Source organism: Chryseobacterium sp., from assembly GCF_022869225.1.
Lineage (GTDB): Bacteria > Bacteroidota > Bacteroidia > Flavobacteriales > Weeksellaceae > Chryseobacterium.
Genome location: NZ_JALIHL010000001.1, coordinates 586,012 through 605,872, shown reverse-complemented (window position 1 = coordinate 605,872; position 19,861 = coordinate 586,012). Strand labels below are relative to the sequence as shown.

At 39.9% G+C, this 19,861-nt stretch carries 13 protein-coding genes and 1 pseudogene; 10 read left to right on the top strand and 4 right to left on the bottom strand.

The window, feature by feature from the left end; translation table 11 throughout:
* Nucleotides 1-89 precede the first annotated feature (89 nt).
* Nucleotides 90-1,475: a tRNA uridine-5-carboxymethylaminomethyl(34) synthesis GTPase MnmE gene (gene mnmE / locus MUW56_RS02905; protein ID WP_292011776.1), complete on the bottom strand. Its 1,386-nt coding sequence runs from the start codon at nucleotides 1,473-1,475 to the stop codon at nucleotides 90-92.
* A gap of 457 nt (nucleotides 1,476-1,932) precedes the next feature.
* Between mnmE and MUW56_RS02900 the strand changes: the two genes are divergently transcribed.
* The gene (locus MUW56_RS02900; RefSeq protein ID WP_292011775.1) at nucleotides 1,933-2,985 is read left to right on the top strand and encodes a hypothetical protein; all 1,053 of its coding nucleotides are present in this window, start codon (nucleotides 1,933-1,935) and stop codon (nucleotides 2,983-2,985) included.
* A gap of 17 nt (nucleotides 2,986-3,002) precedes the next feature.
* The gene (locus tag MUW56_RS02895) at nucleotides 3,003-3,518 is read left to right on the top strand and encodes a hypothetical protein (protein ID WP_292011774.1); all 516 of its coding nucleotides are present in this window, start codon (nucleotides 3,003-3,005) and stop codon (nucleotides 3,516-3,518) included.
* A gap of 85 nt (nucleotides 3,519-3,603) precedes the next feature.
* Here MUW56_RS02895 and MUW56_RS02890 read toward each other — a convergent pair whose 3' ends face one another.
* On the bottom strand, nucleotides 3,604-4,074 hold the full coding sequence (locus MUW56_RS02890) for an Lrp/AsnC family transcriptional regulator (protein ID WP_292011773.1): 471 nt from the start codon (nucleotides 4,072-4,074) through the stop codon (nucleotides 3,604-3,606).
* A 143-nt stretch (nucleotides 4,075-4,217) separates the two neighbouring features.
* Here MUW56_RS02890 and MUW56_RS02885 point away from each other — a divergent pair, with 143 nt between their 5' ends.
* Nucleotides 4,218-5,606, top strand: coding sequence for an MFS transporter (locus MUW56_RS02885; RefSeq protein ID WP_292011772.1), 1,389 nt, complete (start codon nucleotides 4,218-4,220; stop codon nucleotides 5,604-5,606).
* Nucleotides 5,607-5,781: 175 nt separating this feature from the next.
* Nucleotides 5,782-6,528 carry a metallophosphoesterase gene (locus tag MUW56_RS02880; protein ID WP_292011771.1) on the top strand — a complete coding sequence of 249 codons (747 nt, stop codon included), beginning with the start codon at nucleotides 5,782-5,784 and terminating at the stop codon, nucleotides 6,526-6,528.
* A 3-nt stretch (nucleotides 6,529-6,531) separates the two neighbouring features.
* Here MUW56_RS02880 and MUW56_RS02875 read toward each other — a convergent pair whose 3' ends face one another.
* Nucleotides 6,532-7,503: a hypothetical protein gene (locus tag MUW56_RS02875; protein WP_292011770.1), complete on the bottom strand. Its 972-nt coding sequence runs from the start codon at nucleotides 7,501-7,503 to the stop codon at nucleotides 6,532-6,534.
* Between the two features lie 9 nt (nucleotides 7,504-7,512).
* Nucleotides 7,513-9,588 carry a phospholipase D-like domain-containing protein gene (locus MUW56_RS02870; RefSeq protein ID WP_292011769.1) on the bottom strand — a complete coding sequence of 692 codons (2,076 nt, stop codon included), beginning with the start codon at nucleotides 9,586-9,588 and terminating at the stop codon, nucleotides 7,513-7,515.
* 190 nt (nucleotides 9,589-9,778) lie between these two features.
* On the opposite strand from MUW56_RS02870, the gene MUW56_RS02865 reads away from it, so the two are divergent.
* From MUW56_RS02865 to MUW56_RS02840, 6 genes and pseudogenes are all read left to right on the top strand, one after another.
* Nucleotides 9,779-10,693, top strand: coding sequence for a helix-turn-helix domain-containing protein (locus MUW56_RS02865; RefSeq protein ID WP_292011768.1), 915 nt, complete (start codon nucleotides 9,779-9,781; stop codon nucleotides 10,691-10,693).
* A gap of 216 nt (nucleotides 10,694-10,909) precedes the next feature.
* Nucleotides 10,910-12,055: an efflux RND transporter periplasmic adaptor subunit gene (locus MUW56_RS02860; protein ID WP_292011767.1), complete on the top strand. Its 1,146-nt coding sequence runs from the start codon at nucleotides 10,910-10,912 to the stop codon at nucleotides 12,053-12,055.
* Nucleotides 12,056-12,064: 9 nt separating this feature from the next.
* A pseudogene (locus MUW56_RS02855) lies at nucleotides 12,065-15,204 on the top strand (efflux RND transporter permease subunit).
* Between the two features lie 17 nt (nucleotides 15,205-15,221).
* A complete protein-coding gene (locus MUW56_RS02850; protein ID WP_292011766.1) occupies nucleotides 15,222-16,634 on the top strand; it encodes an efflux transporter outer membrane subunit in 1,413 nt (470 codons plus the stop codon).
* Nucleotides 16,635-16,694: 60 nt separating this feature from the next.
* Nucleotides 16,695-17,249 (top strand): DUF2652 domain-containing protein, encoded by a 555-nt coding sequence (locus tag MUW56_RS02845; protein ID WP_292011765.1) that lies wholly within the window; start codon nucleotides 16,695-16,697, stop codon nucleotides 17,247-17,249.
* Nucleotides 17,250-17,565: 316 nt separating this feature from the next.
* Nucleotides 17,566-19,752, top strand: coding sequence for an outer membrane beta-barrel protein (locus tag MUW56_RS02840; RefSeq protein WP_292011764.1), 2,187 nt, complete (start codon nucleotides 17,566-17,568; stop codon nucleotides 19,750-19,752).
* Nucleotides 19,753-19,861 lie beyond the last annotated feature (109 nt).

Genomic DNA, 19,861 nt, shown 5'->3' with positions numbered 1-19,861 from the left:
TAAATAAACTCTAAGAAGAGAAAGTGGAAATTGTATAAGTTACTGTAAATCAAATAAAAGAAAGCGTATAGAGCTAAAAGAAAGTATAATTATTTCCCTATACAAAACTTAGAAAAAATATTCCCCAGCACTTCATCGTTTGTTACTTCACCTGAAATTTCTCCGAGGTGTTCTAATGCATTCCTCAGTTCATAGGCCAGGAGCTCTGTGGAAATCTGGAACGAAATGGCTTCTTTTACTTTGTGGGTAGCTTCCAGAGATTTGCGAAGGGCTTCAAAGTGTCTTTGGTTGGTGATGACCACGTTATTTTCCTGGGACTTTAGCTGTTCTACATATGAGGACAGTTCGTTTTTGAGGTCCTGGATGTTCTGGTTTTCAACAGCGGAGATTTTGATGAAATCAAATTCATGGGTGATGGCATTTCTGAAGAGATCTTCTACCGTTTCATATTGGGTAGGGGTGACCTCGTCAATTTTTGTAGCACAGATGATCAGTTTTAAATCCTCTCTTAATAAAGATTGGATCATTTCGATATCTTCTGAAAAATCTACAGTGGCGGCATCGGCAAGGTAGACCAGGATGTTGGCGTTTTCTACTTTTTCTTTGGCCTTCTTTACTCCGATGGCTTCAATTTCATCCACTGTTTCACGAAGTCCTGCCGTATCAATAAGTCTGAAGGCATGTCCTTTAATATGAAGGACCTCTTCAATGGTGTCTCTGGTGGTTCCGGCAATATTGCTTACAATGGCTCTTTCTTCTTTTAAAAGGGCGTTGAGCAGGGTAGATTTTCCGGCATTCGGTTTTCCGATGATGGCAACGGCGGTTCCGTTTTTAATGGCATTCCCGTATTGGAAACTTTCAATAAGAGAATTTAATTTCAGTTCAATCTTATCCAGTAATCCGCTCAATGCACTTCTGTCGGCAAATTCTACATCTTCTTCAGCAAAATCCAGCTCCAGTTCGATCAGGGAAACAAAATTCAGGAGGTCAGTTCTTAATAACGATATTTCATTGGTAATTCCTCCTTTCAGCTGGTTGATGGCCACTTTTCTGGAAGCTTCATTTTCAGAAGCGATCACATCAGCAATGGCTTCTGCCTGGGAAAGGTCAATTCTTCCGTTGATAAAAGCGCGCAGTGTAAATTCTCCGGCCTTAGCCATTCTTGCCCCGTTTTTGATCAGGGTTTCAAGGATGCGTTTCCCAATGTGCGGTGAGCCGTGGAAGGCAATTTCTACAGAATTTTCTGTAGTAAAACTTTTGGGTGCCAGGAAAATAGAAAGCATCACTTCATCTATAGCCTCTTCCTCATCCATAAAATAACCATAATGAATGGTATGGGATTTCTGTTGATCCAGTTTTTTAGCCGGAAAACTTTTCTGAACTACAGATAAAGCTTCATTTCCTGAAACTCGGATGATGCCTAAAGCACCTATTCCATTGGCGGTAGCCAGTGCACAAATGGTATCGTTATTCATGCTGCAAATTTACGGTTTTTAATATAAATTTTCGCTGGGGTCTGCTATTCAGATTATCTATCGTTGTATTAAGAGGGAAAATAGAGAAGAGTATATCATGATAAAATTCGTCATCGTTTTGATCATTCTGTATTGTGAATAGGGATGCTGTATGTAAAAACACAGCATTCTTTTTATTAAACTATAATCTAAGAAAATAATATTTACACTTTAAATATTATACAATAATCTCTTAAAAGTAAATAGTTTTTAAGGAATGTAATACTTTGTAATGTAGTATTTTATAATTGTTTTTAATAGTGTTGGAAAATACACATTCTGGTGAAGCATTCCAGGATTTTATAAAAATTAAACACGTGTTTGGTATGTTAATTGTTTAATAGTCCGTCGATGATGTTGAAAATTTAAATATTTTTTATTAAATTGATAATAATCTGTTAAAATATTATAAATATATATGAATAACTTATTTTTTGTAAACATTAATAAAAAAATCATTTTTTTATTAATGTTTGCCTTCTGTACGGTCTTGAATGCACAATGTATACCCTATACCGGACAGGCAATGACAAGTGGAAATACCTATTGCCTTAACGGAACCCTGAGTGTAGGGGCCAATATCAATATTCCGAATGGAGCAACACTTAGTATCCAGTCCGGAGAGCTGCAGTCTGTTAGTATTCAGGTTGATGGGGTTTTGGAAATCGGAGATGGAACAAGTGTAAAATCTACCGGTACTGTTAAGGTAGGATCATTTGGATCTCAGAAAAATTCAAAAATTAAATTAGGTACCAAATCATTTTTATCACTTGTAGGATCAGTTATCCAGGAGGATCCCACTTTTGGAGGATTCTATCCGGGAACTACCTCCGTTATTGAAATGGGAACCAGCAGTGTTGTAGAGATATGCGGAACATTTACCCAGCAGTCTACAACATACCCGTCTGTTGAATATGTCGGTGCGCCTACAGGTAGAGCTTACTGTATTGCCAAAGCAGATGTGAGCGGAGGGGGAGGAGCTTCTATCATCAGTGATGACAGTCAGATTGTAACCATTGCGATGGGGTCTGTGACAGGATTGGGTATGGGAAATGCAAGTTTCTGTGGCCCGAATGCAACAAAAGCCATGTGTCCCGCATTGTGGCCGAACGGCTTGTCAGAAGATAAATCCAGCTGTGGAAATGCACCATCGATTATTAATGAGATAGATGGGTTCTGTACAAAACCGGGAGCTTCAGGAACGCCTGACGGTTTTACCAGATTCGGAATTACAGTACAACAGAAAAGTAAGTCCTGGCCTGAAAGTATTCCTAACGGTTTTATTGCTATGGAATCAAAAAATAAAGGTTTTGTCATTACCAGAGTTCAGCATGTAAGCCAGACCCCACAGCCGGGGGATGCTGTCACAGAACCTAAAGAAGGAATGCTGTTATATGACATCCAGGATAAATGTGTGAAACTTTATAATGGAAGCACATGGAAATGTGCGGAAAAAAGCTGTAATGATTAATGTAACGGATAAGTAGTATGAAAAATATAAAAAATATAAGTATTGCGGTTGCTCTTGTTGTTTTCAACTCATTCTTTGCCCAGATAGCTATCGGGAAACAGGGGGTGGACGGCAACAGTACCGTATTGGATTTTGATAATGTATCAGGAAACACAAAGGGCTTAATTCTTCCGGCAACATCGGGTTTCCCTACAGGAAATCTGGTCAACGGAACATTTATTTTTGATGTTACGGATAACAAAGTGAAAGTATATGAAAATGATACATGGAAGTCCTTATCAGATGCAGGCAGCTTAGGTGCTGTTGTTGTGAACGATTCTGCGGAGCTGGGGAAAGGAGTTGTTATGGGAGCAGCGTCCAGCAGTGCAGATGGGGTATTGGTGCTGGAAGCTCCGGATAAAGCCATGATTCTCCCAAAAATAGCAGCGCCGCATCTCAATGTGAAAAATCCATATCCGGGTATGGTGTGCTACGATACAACCAGTAAGACTCTGGCTGTATTTGACGGATCAGTCTGGAACTACTGGAAATAAACCAACTATACATTAGCCGGAACAGACCGGTTTGAATCCCAGTGAAGGAGGCGGTCTCAAACTTTTGAGACCGCTTCTTTTTTGTTTAAACAATCTGAGCGCTTTCCTTAATGCTGTTCATCACGAAAATACTCTTGGTCTGGCCAATTCCTTCAATCTCTGATAGTTTGTTTACAAAGAACTCATGGAACTCATCCATATTGGGCGCAAGAATCTTCAGCATAAAATCGAAATCCCCGCTGATGTTGTAAAACTCTACCACTTCTTTCAGTTTCCCGACTTCCTCAATGAACTTTCCCGCGGTTTTTTTATTGTGGACATTCAGAGCGATCATACAAATGACCATCATTCCTTTATTGACTTTTTTACGGTCTACAACAACGGTATATTCCTTGATAATCCCCAATTTCTCCATGCGCTTGATGCGCTCATGAGTAGGAGTGGAGCTTAAATTGATTCTTGCGGAAATATCACGAACACTCATTTTAGCGTCCTTCTGAAGAATACGGATGATGGAAAAGTCTTTTTCGTCGAGGGTGTAATTTTCTGTCGGCATTTGTTCTGTTTTTATAAGTTATGATTTAGGAATACAGTTGAATTGTTCTTTTATATTTTATAAATTATCAATTATGTTCCAAAATTAACTAAAAATTTTAACATGTGTTCTATTAATTTTAATTTTGCAGGAAATTTGAATAGATGGATACAAGGAAGAATGTAATATTAATTTTAGCATCGGTAGGAACATTTGTAGAGGCATTGGATATTGCCATTATTAATTTAACGATTCCTTCTATTCAGGAACAGTTTCATATTGGGGCGGAAACGGTTCAGTGGCTCCAGACTCTGTATGTATTGTTTTTTGGAGGCTTTCTGATTATTGGCGGGAAGCTTTCTGATCAGATCGGAAGAAAAAAGATGTTTCTCCTGGGAGCGCTCATCTTTATGCTGACATCATTAGGAGCAGGGGTATCTCAACGTTTTGAAGTATTAGCGGTATTCCGTGCTTTGCAGGGATTGGGAGCCGCATTGGTAATGCCTTCAGCCCTGTCTATTGTGACCCATACTTTCAGAGGCGAACAGGAACGTAACCATGCTATAGGGATCTTTAGTTCCTTTGCTGCCATTGGTTCGGGAAGTGGCCTGTCTGTCGGAGGGATTATCAGTACTTATTTAAGCTGGCACTGGGTTTTTCTGATCAACGTTCCGGTTCTTTTCATTACTCTGATCCTGTCCTGTTATTATCTGCCGGCAGATGAGAAGAATGAAACAAGTCAAAAGACTGATGCTGTTTCCGGTATACTGATGGTTTTAGGACTTTTAAGTTTAACATATGGTACCCATGAGTTGGTCCATATTAAAGAACAGCCTTTCTTTGTCATCGGTTCTCTGGCCGCAGCTTTAATACTTTTAATCATGGTTTTCTACCGGTTGAGATCGGTAGCCCAGCCGTTAATTGATCTAAAGTTGTTCAGACACCGGTCTCTTGTTATTTCAAATGCCGCATTTTTTATGCTGGGAGCATTTTTCATCGGATTTTTATTCCTTATTTCATTAATGCTTCAGAAAGATATGGGATACAGTGCAGCCTCTGCAGGATTAATGCTTGTTCCGTTCAGTATTATATCTGCGTTGACGGCTAAGTTTATACTGCCGTATATCTCCAAAAGATTAAGCTCTTCCCGGATGGGTATTTTCGGATGGCTGTTTATGCTGACAGGAGGACTATTGCTCTTGACATCTGTTTATACAGGACATCCGCTGACGGTAGTATTGTTAGGGGCGGCATGTATTTCAGGAGTTGGGATGACCTTCTGCTTTACTGCGCTTTCAGTGATGGGAATTCAGGATGCTGAACCTTCAAATTACGGTGTGGCATCAAGTTTGACATCTACCAGTTACTTTCTGGGAGCTGGGATTGGGCTGTCATTCATGACTTTAATGAGCCAGGTTTTTCCTTCAGAATTTGCAGTAGGAAGTCTGAACCTGATTATTTTGATAGGCTACGCAGTGCTGGCACTTGGAATGTTATTGTATTTTATATTGAGAAGCTTACAGGGGAAACGCAGAGAAATAGCGGTTTCATGATAAGCGACCTTAAAACGGCACAAACTATATGAGAAAGGAATCGGCACTTAAGGGTCGGTTCTTTTTTTAGGCTGAAAACAGAAAAGTGAAACGAAGAAAAGGAAAATTGGCAGATTAGATTATTTCTTCGCCACTTTGCCTTTTTACAAATTCGCCTTTTTTATATTTTTACAGAATGAAAATACAGGTGATCAGTGATCTTCATCAGGAGTTTGGATATACTGAATTATGTTTTGACCATTCAGATGTGGTGGTATTAGCGGGAGATATAAACCTTGGGCTTAAAGGAATTGAATGGATAAAGTCCAAAATTCCCAATAAGCCGGTGATTTATGTTCTGGGCAACCATGAGTATTATAAAGGTTCATATCCCAAAACACTGTATAAAATTAAAGAAGCAGGTCGGGATTCCAATGTTTTTGTGCTTGAAAATTCTTTGGTAGATATTGACGGAATCCGTTTTCATGGGGCAACCTTATGGACTGATTTTTCCATCTTTGGAAACCCGTTGCAGTATGGAATGCTGTGCCAGCCTAAGATGAATGATTATAAAATGATCAAACGCGATCCTTCCTATTCCAAGCTCAGAACCATAGATACGTTTAAGATTCATCAGTTCTCAAAACTATGGCTTAAAGAAAGTCTTGAGAATTCAAAAGATCGCAGGAATATAGTGGTGACCCATCACGCACCCAGTATTCAGTCTGTACCGGATCATTATAAAGAAGATCCCCTGACGTCCGCTTATGCCTCCGATCTGGAGGAGATGATCAGGGAGTACAACCCCTTATACTGGATTCATGGGCATATTCATACACCGTGCAGGTATGGTCTCGGAGAGACGGAGATCATCTGCAACCCGCACGGCTATATTGATGAAAAATACAATGGATATCAAAAAGAGCTGATCATCGAATGCTGAGGGTTACCTGATTTCTTCCATGAATTTTTTCAAGGTCTGTGAAGCCTCTGTTTTTTGAGAGAACACCGGGTAAATACTAACTTTCGAAGCTCCGGAAGCGGTAAGCCATTGCGACCAGATGATCTTCATGATCTCAAAATCCGTAGGCTGTACCGTACTGGCTCCGTTTTTGTCTAAGGAGCGGTCTACCATTTCCAGAATCAGAACATAGGTGTTGGGGAGAGGAGCAGATGTTTTCTTAATAAGATACTCAGGTTTTGACGTGATGAATTTCTCCAGGTCGGAAGATCCGCTTTCTAAGAAACTTTTTCTGATCTTTTGTATCAGCTTCTGATCCAGTGTGTATCCGGAATTGTCATTAATACTTTCAATATACCCGTCTGTCAATAGCACGACAATATTTCTTGTCCCTTTGATGATGAATTCATCTTTTGCTATTTCCACTTTTGTGTCAGGCTCATTGATCAGGGAGTTGTTGACGGTCTGGTTAAAATAATTCCATACATCCGATCCGGATAGATTCTGCAAAGAATAGGTGTAGATCTTGGATACATTGGTTTTAAAAGAGTGAATGTCCTGCTGAAGATGTTCCCTTTTATAACTGGAAGTCTTTTGCAGATCATTTCCGAATTTTCTGAAATTAATTTCCAGTTGGTGGGAATCTGCCACATTCTTATTCAGAATGCCCCGGTTGATGAAATCCAGCTTATACGTGTCCAGCTGATTCATCTGTCTGCTGTTGATCTTCAGGAGACTGCCGATGCTGTCTGCAATATTGTTGATCAGAATCGTGTCGTGTAGCGGTTTCGGATGAATGTCGGGATTGATCCTGTTAGAAAGGTCCGGAACGATGAGAACGTTGTAATCATAGATTTTCGGAATGTCTGCTGTCGGGGGAATATCCGTTTTACAGCAGCCGGTCAATGTCAAAATGGATGCGGCGGCCAGCAGGCCTGATATAAATGGTATTTTCATAGTCTTGTATTAGTTTTGAGCGAATTCTGAGGTGAGATTTTCCTGAAAGGTAAGCCTGTTGAGCCAGTTTTCGCATTCGGTGATCGCTTCGGAAGTTTTGATCTCGGCTTTATTCACTGAATAATTCTCATACAGGTATTTGCTCCAGCCCTCCATGAAAATATTAACCCTGTTTTCCATCTCAGCTTTTGATATGGGAAGTCTGTCATTGTCTACCTGGCTTTTATAGATTTGGGCAAGGTTTTCTACTTTTTCTTTAAAAGTGAGTAAGAGCTGCTTCAGGCTGTTGATTTTTGTATTGGTTACAATAGGAAGTTCCTGGAGCTGTCTGTTCAATGTGATCTTATTCCTTTCCAGATCTTTGATCTCACCGTTTAATCTGTTGTTTTCCTCTTTTAGATCATTGACCTGCAGCTGATGCTGCTCTTTTTCTTCTTCAAGTTTTTTAACGATAAATGCTGTTTTTTCCTGATGATGGGTGTTGGTTCTTTTATGATAAGAGCGGTAAAGTTTTTCTGTGACCAGTCCGAAAAGATAAACACTTAAGGTTCCCAGGGTGAAGACCAGTAAAAAGTTCTGGGAAAATATAATTTCTGAAAATTGGGCTTTTTTGTCCGTTTGATTGATGAGGTACTCAATGTCGTTAATGTTTTTGGCAACCTTATAGGCAATAAAGCAGTCCACTAAAAAAATGAGGATAAGACCTTTGTTTTCCTGGAAAAAGCGGAGGATTCCGGAATGGTTATTTTTGCGTTCTGTTTCCGGATGGATAAGGTCATGGTGCTCCGGTTTGATTAATTTCAGCATCCCGAGTGCCAGCGGTATGCTTACAAAAAGGAATAAAAATAAAATTCCTCCGGCGCCCTTGTTCCATATTTTTGTGATGGCGTGGGCATTGAAGACCTCGGGCATTTCTGTAATAAATCCTTTTCTGAGTTCAGCTGTAATATCCTCCTTTGAAAAGATGAAAATATAAGCCACGGAAGAATAAAATATAAAAATATACAGCACGAGCATGAGGGTAATGAAACTTAACATTGAGGTCAGCGGCCAGTTTACCGGAGGCTTTACAAAGTCAACCTTTAATTCATTGGTCTTGTGAAGCAGCGCGTCGATTTTGTCCTGAATAAAAGGAATTTTAATGCTGGTATTGGATTCTATATGCTGCTTTTTATCTTCGGTATCTTTTTCAGTTTCCCTGATCGTATTTTCAATGTTTTGAGTTTCAGAGTGGAGATTGTACTGCAGAGCGTCTGTTTCATTCTGGGTCTTCATTTCTACATTGCTGACACTTACCTTTAGCTGCTCCTCGATCCTGTTTTTAAGTCTGGTCTTTTTTTCAGTAATGACTTCAATTTCATTAATGAAGTTGGAATAAAGGCTGTCCATCGCCTGGGGAAGCACCTGGTGATCCCCTTTGTTTTCAAAGGCCCGCTGGTAGGCATTTTCTTTGAGAAGGCTTTTGTCAAATGAACCCACTTCTGTAGCAATAATATTGTCCAGGACATCCTTGAACTCTTTTAATGACTGTTCCTGGAATGTAATCGGCTGAATGGGGAGTTCTGCCTTCACCTTGTTCACCATAAGCGGGGCAGCTTTTTTTTCTTCCCTTTCGATTTCTTCAATACTGAAGCCTTTATTCAGTTTTTCAATTCTGTTTTTAAGGGTAAAAAAACTTTCCGTGAGTTCGGTGATTGTTTTGGGATAATTGGTGACCAAAACCTGCTCATGATTGTTTTTGGCATTGTTAGACCAGTTGTAGGATCCTGAAATAGCCAATGCCCGGTCAATTACACAAAATTTAAGGTTCATCATTCCATATCCCACATTTTTTATTTTGGTAAAGTTCAGGCCAAGGTCGACGAGCTCGTCAAAATCCAGTTTTTCATTATCCGACTGATCGGAAAGGATTATTGATATTTTTACGTTCTCTTTAAGTTTATCACGAATGATGCTGTATAGATCTTGGTTGGTAAACCAGGCCATGGCGATCAGGATTTCTGATTGGGCATGGTGCAGCTCTGATTTAATTCTTTCCAGGATCTCATCCGTATTGGAAATGGAGTCTTGAATCATGGTATTCATAAGTAAGGGTATATCGTTTTGTTAAATGAAATGTGCTGTTTTCTTTACTTTTTGTCAATGCTTCAAAATTAAAAACATTCAAAACGCAGTCTTTACGGGTTCCCGTAAACTGAAAAAAGCATCGCTTTACTTTTTATTTAACAACCAAAAAGTTTTTTATTGACTACCTTCGCAGTCTAAATCACCTCAGATGGCAAAAAAACTCCAGGTGGAACCGGATTTTGTTTCACAGCTGGCTTTTGATGAAGTTCTTCAGCAGGTAGAATTTGATCTCCGGATCAAAGAATTTGTAGTCATGGAAATTGATAAAGCAAATTACATTATCAAACCTAATATCCCTTACCGCTCAGATTATTTCTGTATTTTCTTGGTACAGGACGGGAGTGTGAGTTTCCGGCTTGATGACAAATGTTATGAAGTGTCTAAAGGAGATGCCGTTTTTTGTCCGATGGCTGAGACTTTTTGGGTAGATCATATTGCTGAAGACTATCATGCCAAATATATTTTCTTTTCCGTCGATTTTATTTCGCAGGCAGGTTTCAATTACAAATCCAATAATGTGTTGAAAAGCCTGTCCTCAGATCCTACCCACATAATCAGGAATGAACCGGATATGTACCGGAAGCTTAATTTCCATCTTGATGAACTGAAAACCCTGAATAATAAAGAAAAGGACAATTATTATTTTAATGAAATGATCTGGCATCACTTTTCACTGGTCATTTATGAGATTGACAATTACTTCAGGAAAATAGAAAGACCGCATTTGGTTACCCATAGGGAAGATGAGCTGACCACCGGTTTCTTTAAGCTGGTTCAGGAATATTTCAAAGAGGAACACAATGTTCAGTTCTATGCAGATAAACTATGCATCAGCCGTAAATATCTTACGAAAGTGATCAATAAAACCACGTTTAAATCCCCTAGGGATATTATCCATCAGGTTTTGGCGGTAGAAGCCAGATTATTGCTTAGAAATCCCAGCCTGAATATCAATGAAGTGGCAGCCCGGCTGAAGTTTTCTGACCAGGCGTCTTTCAGCAAGTTTTTTAAAAAACATACCGGAAGATCTCCTTTGGAATACAAAAAGGATGATTTATATTGATAATGAGAACGTTGAGGTTGATGGTGTCTTTTTGCTAAATTTTAATTATAATTTCGATTAAAAATATGAATATATCTTATTGATACTGTTTGTAAATGATATTTCTCATGTTTTGAAAAATAAGGAGTCCTTTAGACAAAATAAGGGGTTTTTTGAATATTCCCATTGAATTTTTTTCGTTCGAATTTTGTGCGGAAATTTAAAAGGAATATTGTTATGCAAAGATTTTTTATTCAGAAATCAACCCTGCTTATCCTCTCGCTTATCGTATTGACGGGATGTAGGAAAAATAACCAGGATCAGGCTTATCAGCAGCAAGCGCCGGAACTTCCTGTAGAAACAGTGAAGCAGGGAGATGCTTCTGTTTCCAGAGAATATGCAGCATCTGTCGAGGGAGTATCCAATGTGGAAATAAGACCTCAGATAACAGGATATTTAAGTAAAATTTTTGTTGATGAAGGGGATTATGTAAGAGCCGGGCAGCCTTTGTTCAAAATTGAAGATCAGGTGTTCCGTGAGCAGCTCAAAAGCGCCCAGGCAGCTTTGATCACTGCACAGGCTAATCTTTCCACTTCTAAGATTGACCTTGACAGGAAAAAGGAACTGTTCAGAAATAAAATGGTTTCCGATATCCAGGTAAAAGAAGCAGAAGCGGCATATAATGCGGCAAGAGGAGCAGTAAGCCAATCGACTTCTTCCATTGAGTCGGCAAAGATCAATCTTAATTTTTCTACGATCAAAGCTCCGGTAAGCGGATTTATCGGAAGATTCAACTACCGTTTGGGAAGTTTGATGACACCCGGAAATCAGGATCCGATCACATTGCTGTCCGATATTCACCAGGTTTACACGTACTTCAGTTTGAGTGAAAATGATTTTAACAATTTTCAGAAACAGTACGCCGGAAGCAGTATTGAAGAGGTGATCAAAAATACACCTGCTGTTTCGTTATTGCTTTCCGGTGGCGAAAAATATGAAGAGACAGGAAGGATTGATGCAGTGGAAGGACAGTTTAACAAAACCACAGGCTCCATCACATTAAGGGCGAAATTCAACAATCCCAAGAACCTTTTGAGAAGTGGTAATACAGGAAAAATAGTGCTGGACCAGTTCTACAGCAATGTTGTTCTACTCCCGATCGCTTCTACGAGAACCATTCAGGATAAGGTTTTTGTATTTACCATCAAAGACGGGAAAGCAGCCCTATTACCGGTTGAAATCAATGGGAAGTCAGGAGATTACTTCATGGTATCCAACGGATTGAAAGCAGGAGATCAATACATCGTTTCCGGTTTTGACAGGTTACAGCCCGGAACACCGGTAGTAGCCCAGAAAAAGAATGCTCAACAGAAAAAATCGTAAGAAAAAATCATGTTAAAGAAAATTATAAAAAGACCCGTACTGGCAACGGTTATTTCCGTATTGCTTGTTATCCTGGGGATTGTCGGTATGGTGAGCCTGCCGATCACCAAATTTCCGGACATTGCACCGCCTACCGTTATGGTGACGGCCGCCTATCCGGGAGCCAATGCTGAAACAATTGCAAGGTCCGTAGCCCCGCCATTGGAAAATGCTATCAATGGGGTAGAGAATATGGACTATATTACTTCTACAGCCAGTAACGACGGAACCTTAAGCATTACTGTGATTTTTAAATTGGGTACAGATCCCGACCAGGCGGCCATTAATGTTCAGAACAGGGTAGCGCAGGTAACGAATCAGCTTCCTGCAGAGGTTATTCAGGCCGGGATTACTACCGTGAAAAGGCAGAACAGTATGATTGCAATGGTGTCCCTGACCAGTAAAGACGGTACAATGAGCGATCTTTTCCTTGAAAACTATGCGAAGATCAATATTGTACCGGAACTGAAAAGGGTAAAAGGAGTGGGAGACGCTATGGTATACGGAAATAAAGACTATTCGATGCGGATCTGGCTGGATCCGAATAAACTGACTTCATACAACCTTACACCATCCGATGTTTCCCGGGCCATTCAGACGCAAAACCTTGAAGCTGCGCCGGGAAGATTAGGGGAAAGAAGTAAAGAAGTCATGGAATATGTCCTCCGTTATAAAGGGAAATTCACAGAGCCTGAGCAATATGAAAATATCACCATTAAAGCACTTAATGACGGTTCTGTTTTAAAACTAAAAGATATTGCCAAAGTAGAATTTGGGGCTTACAGTTATACGGTATCTTCCAATTATAATAAAAAAGCTTCTGTAACGATGGCGATCTTTCAGATGGCAGGATCCAATGCCAACGAAGTACAGATCGCTCTTCAGGAAAGAATGAAAGAACTCGAAAAGTCTTTCCCGGCAGGAATGGACTATGAAATTCCTTATGCTACAAAGGAAGCACTGGACCAGTCGATGGAACAGGTAATTCATACGTTGATAGAAGCATTTATTCTGGTATTTATAGTAGTCTATATTTTCCTGCAAGATTTCCGTTCTACATTGATTCCGGCCATTGCCGTTCCGGTATCTATCGTCGGGACATTCTTCTTTATGAAGCTTTTCGGATTCTCCATTAATATCCTGACCCTTTTTGCTTTGGTGCTCGCGATTGGTATTGTAGTAGATGATGCCATTGTAGTGGTAGAAGCAGTTCATGCCAAGATGGAGCATAAAAAACTAAACCCGAGAGCAGCAACGATGTCAGCGATGAGTGAGATCACAGGAGCAATTGTTTCTATTACCCTGATCATGTCTGCCGTATTCGTTCCGGTGGCCTTTATGAGTGGTTCCACGGGATTGTTTTACCAGCAGTTTGCCCTTACTTTAGCCATTGCCATTGTGATTTCGGCGATCAATGCATTGACCTTAAGCCCGGCTCTGTGTGCTTTATTTTTAAAACAGCATCATGGAGGAGCCCATGAGAAAATGAATTTTAAAGACCGCTTCTTTGCAGGTTTTAATGCGAGTTTTAGCAAACTGACGTTCCGTTATGGAAAAGCAGTATTATTTTTTTAAAAAGAAAATGGATTGCGGGAATTTTAATCATTGCATTCGGAGGATTGTTTGCTTGGATGTCTATGACAACTCCAAAAGGGTTTATTCCGGATGAAGATCAGAGTTTTATCATTGTAACGGCCAATCTGGCTCCGGGAGCTTCCAAAGACAGGACTTCCAAAGTAGTTTCTGATACGGAAGACCTTCTCATGAAAAATCCTGCAGTGGAAAAGGTGATTTCAGTAGACGGGCTGAACCTGTTCAGCGGTTCCATGTCGTCTTCAGCGGCTTCTATTTTCGTTAAATTAAAAAAAGGAGGGGAAAGAGGACCTGTGAATAATATCAATGACATTATAGGACAGACCCAGGGAATGCTTTCTCAGGATAAAAGAGCCAATTTCCTTGTGATCAATACCCCTACAGTAGATGGCTTTGGAAATACGAGCGGGATGGAGCTCGTGCTTCAGGACCGTACCAATGGAGAACTTCAGAATTTAGGGAATATCTCTTACGGAATGATGGGGGCTTTGATGCAGAGACCCGAGGTTGCGGTAGCGTTTACAACATTTGATGTTACCTATCCGCAGTTTGAAGTGCTTGTAGATGAGGTGAAATCAGCTCAGCTTGGGGTCAATGTTTCTGATGTATTGGGCGTAATGCAGGGATATTACGGGAGTATCCAGGCTTCTGACTTCAACAGATTCGGAAAATATTACAGGGTATTGGTACAGTCTGCACCGGAAACAAGACAGGACAAGGAATCCCTGAACGGAATTTTTGTTAAAAATAATCTGGGTCAGATGGTTCCTGTCAATACGCTGGTAAGCCTTAAACAGGTAACCGGAGCTGAGGTGGTAGACCGTTTCAACCTTTTCAACTCATCTAATTTAACGGTAATGGCTGCTCCCGGATACAGTACAGGCCAGGCTATGGCGGCTATTGAAGAAGTGAGCAAGCAGGTACTTCCTCCGGGATACACTTATGATTATAAAGGAATGAGCCGTGAAGAAGCAGGCTCCAGCTCACAGTCGGTGATGATTTTCGGATTGTGTATCGTATTCGTATTCTTCCTGTTGTCAGCCCAGTATGAAAGTTATATTCTCCCGCTGGCAGTACTGATTGCTATTCCGGTAGGTTTATCGGGAGTATTTGTGGGAATCACATTAGCTGATTTGTCTAATAATATTTATGTCCAGATCGCTCTGGTAATGCTGATCGGACTTTTAGCAAAGAACGGTATTTTGATTGTGGAATTTGCGATACAGAGACGTAGAGCGGGCAAGAGCCTTATCGCTTCTGCCGTTGAAGGGTCCAAAGCCCGTTTGCGTCCTATTTTAATGACCTCTTTAGCATTTATTACAGGATTGATTCCATTGATATTTGTAGTAGGGCCGTCAGCATTGGGTAACCATTCCATTGGATATGCCGCCATTTCGGGGATGCTTTTCGGAACAATTCTCGGGATTTTCGTAGTGCCTGTTCTTTTCGTTGTATTCCAGGCTTTACATGAAAGGATCAATGGAAAAGTAGTGACAGAAGCCGACTGGGAATATTAATTCAAATGATTTTAAAAATGAAAATTAAAAATATAGCCTATATCGCATTCATTTCAGGAACCGCAGTTTCCTGTACAGTTCAGAAATATGAGCAGCCGGAAGTGAAAATGCCTGAAGCTTTCAGAAGTGACCGTGCAGCCGCTGAACAGCATGATAATATCGCTAGGATCAGTTATAAAGACTTCTTTAAAGACCCTGTGCTGATCGGATTGATTGATAAGGCGATGGTGCAGAACAATGATCTTCAGATTGCTTTAAAACAGATCGAGTTTGCTTCATTAGCTTATCATCAAAGTAAATGGGCAAATGTTCCGACGGTAAGTGCAGCCGCCAATGCGAACATCAACCGCCCGTCGGATAACAGTATGAACGGGATGATGGGCGGCCAATTTATGGGAAAACGGTATATGGAAGATTATACGGCCTCCGTCAGCATCTCATGGGAAGCTGATATCTGGGGGAAGATCAAAGGAAGAAAAGAGCAGGCTTTAGCGGAATATCTTAAAACCCGGGAAGCAGGAAAAGCGGTAAAAACACAATTGGTGGCTGCGGTAGTGCAGGGATATTATAATCTGCTGATGCTGGATACTCAGCTGGAGATCACAAAATCTAACCTGAACTATGCCGATAATACCCTGAAATTTTTGGCTAAACAGCAGGAACTTGGATTGACAACAGCTCTGGCAGTACAGCAGCAGGAAATTGTAAAAGACCAGATCTTAAAATCAGTTCCTGCTATTGAAAGTTCCATTGCCATTCAGGAAAATGCACTAAGCCTGCTGACCGGTTCAATGCCCGGTAAGATCGAAAGAAGTGCAGGTTTGAATACTGTACAGTCTCCGGATCATATGGAAGCAGGGATTCCTTCGGAATTATTGAGCTACCGGCCGGACATCAAAAGTGCTGAGCTTGAAGTAAGAAAAAGTGCTGCGGCCATTCATGTGGCAAAAATGAGTATGTACCCGTCCTTGAATATTACAGCACAGGGCGGAGTGAATGCTTTCCAGATCAGCAAATGGTTCTCTGTTCCGGGATCTCTTTTTGGAATGGCAGCAGGAGCCATTGCACAGCCTATTCTGAATGGAAAACAGCTGAAAACCCAGTATGAGCAGTCTAAAGTTTTGGCTGACCAGGCAGAAATTACGTTCAAGCAGTCTGTTTTAAAGGCAGTGGGGGAAGTTTCAGATGCACTGGTGCAGATTCAAAAGCTGGAAGAACAGCAGAAAATAGCAGAAGGACTGGCTTTGAAATCTAATGAAGCCGTAAAAAAAGCTGATCTTTTATTTAAATATAATTCAGCGACCTATGTGGAAGTGATCATCGCTCAGACCAATAAACTTCAGGCCGAACTGGAGCTGGCTTCTCTGAAAGCCCAAAGACTGAATGCAATCACAGCACTCTACCGTTCTGTAGGAGGCGGATGGCAATAAAGTAAAATTGAACCTGCTTCGTCTTTCATGATGCAGCAGGTTTTTAATCCCATGATCATTATGAAGAATACAAATATACAAGAGGGAACCATTCTTATTCCGGATTTCAGCGGATTTACTGAATTTGTGTTCAATACAAAATTGTATACAGGAGAATATATTGTAAGACAACTACTTTCTACACTGATCGATGTGAACGGTCATTATTTTGAGATTTCGGAAATTGAGGGCGATGCGATTTTATTTTACCGTTATGATGAACATCCGTCCTATCAGAATATTTCGAAAATGCTTTTGAAAATGCGGAATGCTTTCAACAGGAAAATTGAAGAGCTAAATAAGAGCTTAAGTACCACGATTGACCTGTCTTTGAAGTTCATCGTTCATTATGGAACCTTTTCACAGTATACTATCGGAAGTTTCAGAAAACTCTATGGCAAAACCATTGTAGAGGCCCACCAGCTTTTAAAAAATGGATTTGCAGAACAGCCTTCCTATGCATTATTCAGCAATTCTTTTTTAGAGAACATCAGCAGTCAGGAGGCTGATTTTAATAAGGATCAGCTTCATCTGCCTGAGGTAGGGGTTATCCGTTATTTTGAAAGTGTAAACTAGCATATTTTTTAATATTAATCCTTGTAAATTTGCTATTGCTAGCGGCCCGGGTGAGATCCGGGCTTTTTTATATCCTTTACATAATGCTTTTGTTGATTTGATATATATTGTTGTTTTAATTAAATTCATTATCAATATTGGTGTTATAATTTCCTTTTATTGATATATTCTTCCATATTGTTTTGTTTGTTTGATTTGTTGTTAAAGAAATTATAGCTTAAGTTGCTAGTAATTAGTTGTTTATTTTATTTTTTTTCACATTTTGGTGTAACAAATACCGGTTGATAGTGGTCTTATAGAAAAACTATAATTTCAAATGAAAACAATTATATTTCCAATAGCAATATTAGCAGGCTCACTAGCAATGGCCCAGCAGGCCCCAGCTCCGTCAGCAAAAGATACTGTAAAAGGAAATGCAAAAGAAATAGAAGCTGTTACCCTGGTTGCCAGAAAACCAACGGTAGAGTCAAAGGTGGACAGAACGGTATTTAATGTTGCTAACAGCGCAATTCTGGCAGGAAATACAACATGGGATGTCCTCAGGATGACGCCTCTGGTGAGTATTGATAATAATGATGCGGTAAAGGCGGAAGGGCAGACCGTGACAGTATATATTAATGACAGAAAATCGGTGTTTACAGGGAAGGAATTAAAAGAATATCTTAAAACCATTCCTGCAGATAACCTGATGAAAATTGAGGTGATTACCAGCCCGTCGTCACGTTATGAAACTTCAGGGTCAGTGATCAATATTGTCCTCAAAAAAAGAGATGATGAAGGATTGAAAGGAAGTATCTCCCTCAACAACAGACAGAGCACCAAGAACTCACAATACACGAATTTTAATCTTAACTACCATAAGAAAAAGTTTACCCAAACCCTTATAGGAAGTTACAATAACGGAAATTATGTGCAGAAGACTCAGACGTGGGATAACCGATATGAAGGCAATAAGCTTACCCAATTCAATCTGGAAAACATCATGAGAAATGAAAGTCCGTCTCTTTCTTCTACTTCGGAATTTGAAATCAACGATAAAAATAATTTTGGGCTTGTGCTGGAGTATTCACAGAACAGGAATTTATCTTCGGCAGAATCTGACGGGATGACTTCAAAAAATGGAGATCCCGGTGATTCTTTTCACCAGACCCAGAACATATTGGGATTCAGCCGTAATCTGGGGACTAATGCCTTCTATAAATACTATGATAAAGAAAAGAACAGAATTTTAGATATTAATGTGGGAACCAATTATTCCAGTGATAATAATGATAACTTAATTGACAAGCAAATTGATAAGCTGGGCGCGAAAACAAACCAGCAGCTGGGAGTAATCAGCACAAATCAGATGCGAAATTATTACCTGAAAATAGATTATACACAGCCTTTAGGTAAATCCGGCGGTACGATAGAAGTAGGAGGGAAAACGGAATTGAACAATCATATTATTCCCAACAGCCTTTATGGGTTCAGTATGAATGACCCGCAGTCAGAATATTATCATCTTTCGAGAAATGACACGTTTCATTATGAGGACAATCTGAGCTCTTTATACGCCAACTACAGCAAGACATTTTTCAAAAAATTGGAAACAAGAATCGGACTCCGGTATGAATATATTGATTATAAAGTAAGACAGGATGTTGCCGGTACAGAGAGAAAAGATTCATATGGAACTTTTCTCCCCAATCTATTGCTTAAATATAGCTTTTCTGAGAAATTTGATGTGAGTCTTACCTATAACCGAAGCATCTGGAGACCATGGTATTCTGAATTTAATCCTTTCCTTGTTCCTGAAATCAACGGAACCTATTCCAGAGGAAACCTGTATCTGAATCCGAATCCGAATGACCGGCTTTATCTGAAATTCGGGATTCTGAAAAAATACTTTATTTCTGCAAGGTATATGCACACCAATCAGGACTACTGGACGACGTATGTAACGGAAAACGGAAGAACGGTTTCTTTACCGGGGAACTTTGATGGAAAGGTTGAAAAATATTACCTTTTTGCCAATACGAATCAGAATTTTCTGAAAAATAAACTGAATGTCAATGCCGGATTTGGATGGTACTATATTAATAATAAAGACTTTAACGAGAAAAACAAGTTGGGGGGTAAAGATTATATCAGCTATTGGGGAGCTTCTGCCAATGTATCATATACCAATCTTTTCAATAAAAACATTAATGTAAGTGCTTGGGTGGAACTTGCCAATCAGAATAACGGGAATTCATATGCCAATAATACCAATGTGTTCCACAATATTTCAGTCACCAAAATATTCCCAAAAACCCAAATGGAGCTGAGCATGCAGCTGATGAATATTTTTAAAAGACCTTATGGAGATAATACGACTTACAGCCAGGATGGAACTTTCAGAGAGTATTCAAAATGGGACTGGTATGGAGTTTCCCTTACTTTTGTAAAGCGTTTCGGAAACCAGAAGGTAAAAGAAAACACGAAAACTGACGTAGAGAAAAATGGCGGCGGCGGAAAATAATTCAAGATTTGTTAGATACAATGAAAGCAGGTTTCAATTTGGAATCTGCTTTTTTGTTTTTGGTTGGAAGTTAGAGGCCAGGAGAGGGAAGAAGTGAAGGACGATCTTG